Origin of the sequence: Dietzia sp. B19 (assembly GCF_014145155.1) — a bacterium.
GTDB lineage: Bacteria > Actinomycetota > Actinomycetes > Mycobacteriales > Mycobacteriaceae > Dietzia > Dietzia natronolimnaea.
Genome location: NZ_JAALED010000120.1, coordinates 1 through 1663 on the forward strand (window position 1 = coordinate 1; position 1663 = coordinate 1663).

3 protein-coding genes are annotated in these 1663 nt (G+C 70.2%); 2 read left to right on the plus strand and 1 reads right to left on the minus strand.

All coding sequences use genetic code 11. The annotated features are described in order from the left end of the window. A partial coding sequence (locus G6020_RS04640) for a pentapeptide repeat-containing protein (protein ID WP_182609827.1) occupies positions 1-343 on the plus strand: 343 nt, incomplete at its 5' end. A gap of 18 nt (positions 344-361) precedes the next feature. On the opposite strand, the gene G6020_RS04645 is transcribed toward G6020_RS04640, so the two are convergent. After that, the gene (locus G6020_RS04645) at positions 362-634 is read right to left on the minus strand and encodes a hypothetical protein (protein WP_179523592.1); all 273 of its coding nucleotides are present in this window, start codon (positions 632-634) and stop codon (positions 362-364) included. Positions 635-838: 204 nt separating this feature from the next. Between G6020_RS04645 and G6020_RS04650 the strand changes: the two genes are divergently transcribed. Next, positions 839-1663: glycoside hydrolase family 25 protein (locus G6020_RS04650; RefSeq protein ID WP_182609828.1), on the plus strand; the 825-nt coding region annotated here is incomplete at its 3' end.

Sequence of the window (1663 nt, forward strand, 5' to 3'; positions counted from 1 at the left end):
CCTGGTCCTGTCCGACGCCAGACTGACCGACGTGTCCTTCGAGGACTGCCACGCCGACATGATCAACCTGCGGATGGCCCGGCTCCAGAGGGTGCGCCTGTCCGCCACCCGCTGCAGGCAGGCGGACCTGCTGGAGGCGCGGGTGGCGGACCTGTCGACCGACGGCGCCGACCTGCGGGGCGCGAGCCTCGACCGGGCCACGTTCACCGCGGCGGACCTGAGGGGTGCCGAGTTGGAGGACGTGCGGGGGGCGTCCGCGCTCCGGGGGGCGATCATCTCGCCGGAGCAGGTCGTCGGGGTCGGACTGGCACTGATCGGCGAAGCGGGGATCAGGGTCGAGTAGGCGGGATCGAGCGAGCGCTCAGGGCAGGTGCGAGGCGGCGTCGCGCCACTGGTTGACGGCCCGGTTGATCACTGCCTGGAGACGGAGAACCTGGTCGCGATCCGTGAGCGCGATGCCGTCGACACCCGTCCGCAGGACGAGCTCGGGCACCCCGCGCCCGGCACCGTTCTCGTCGAGCACCGCCTTCTCGACCACGGACACCTCGAGAACCGCGTCATCGGCCGGACCGTCGACTTCGGCGACGAGGTCGTGACGGTAGCGAGGGGTCGAACAATCTACTGCATCGGACACGAGGGGACTCCCGACTGGAACGGTGGGGCGACTCCAACAATAGAGGCGGGAAAACACCTGATCGCACCAGTGGGACAGCGTGTTACCGGTTGTGACGGATCCGTGACCCACGCCACCCCCGTCGCGCCGGTGCTGGGCGAAGAAATCCCAGCGAAGTTGCGCGAGTTGCTTGTGTGACAGGTGTTACTAATTGATACTCACCCCATGACACCAGCCGGTCAGCCAGCCCGCCGTGCCCTTCTCCCCCGCCTTCTCGTGGCCCTCGCCTCCGCGGCGGCCCTGGCTCTCGGACTCCTCGTCGTCGTCATATCCCCCCGGGCCGACGCCGTCATCCCCCTCTCCCCCGTCTTCGACGGCCTGGCCCGCGGCGTCGACTCCTCGAGCTGGCAACACCCGCACGGCGCGCCGGTCGACTGGCACGCGGCCGCCGCGTCCGGCCAGTCCTTCGCCTTTATCAAGGCCACCGAGGGCACCGGCCCCGCGAACCGCTACTACGAGGCCGACGTCGAGCAGGCCCGGGCATCCGGCATGGCCGTGGGCAGCTACCACAAGGCCCGCCCCGCGATGGATCCCGCGGTCCAGGCCCGCGCCTTCGCCACCCGCCTGCAGTCCGTGGGAGGCGCCCAGCTGCCGCCGGTGCTCGACATCGAGACCGACGAGGGCAAGAACCCGGAGGAGCTGATCGAGTGGACGCACGTCTTCCTCACCGAACTCCAGCACCTCACCGGGCGGACCCCGATCATCTACACGTACCGCTTCTTCTGGATCGACCGGATGGCCAACACCACCCGGTTCTCCGAGTACCCGCTGTGGCTGGCCGAATACGGGGTGCCGGAGCCCACGCTCCCCGTGATCGGTGGCTGGAGCGAGTGGCTGTTCTGGCAGAACTCGGAGACCGGCGAGGTGCCGGGCTTCTCCGGCCCCGTGGACCTCAACGTCTTCGCCGGGACGCGCGAGGAGCTCGGGGCGTGGACGGGACCCGTCACGCCGGGTGAGGCGCCGGCACCCCAGCCGGCACCCGAGCCGGCC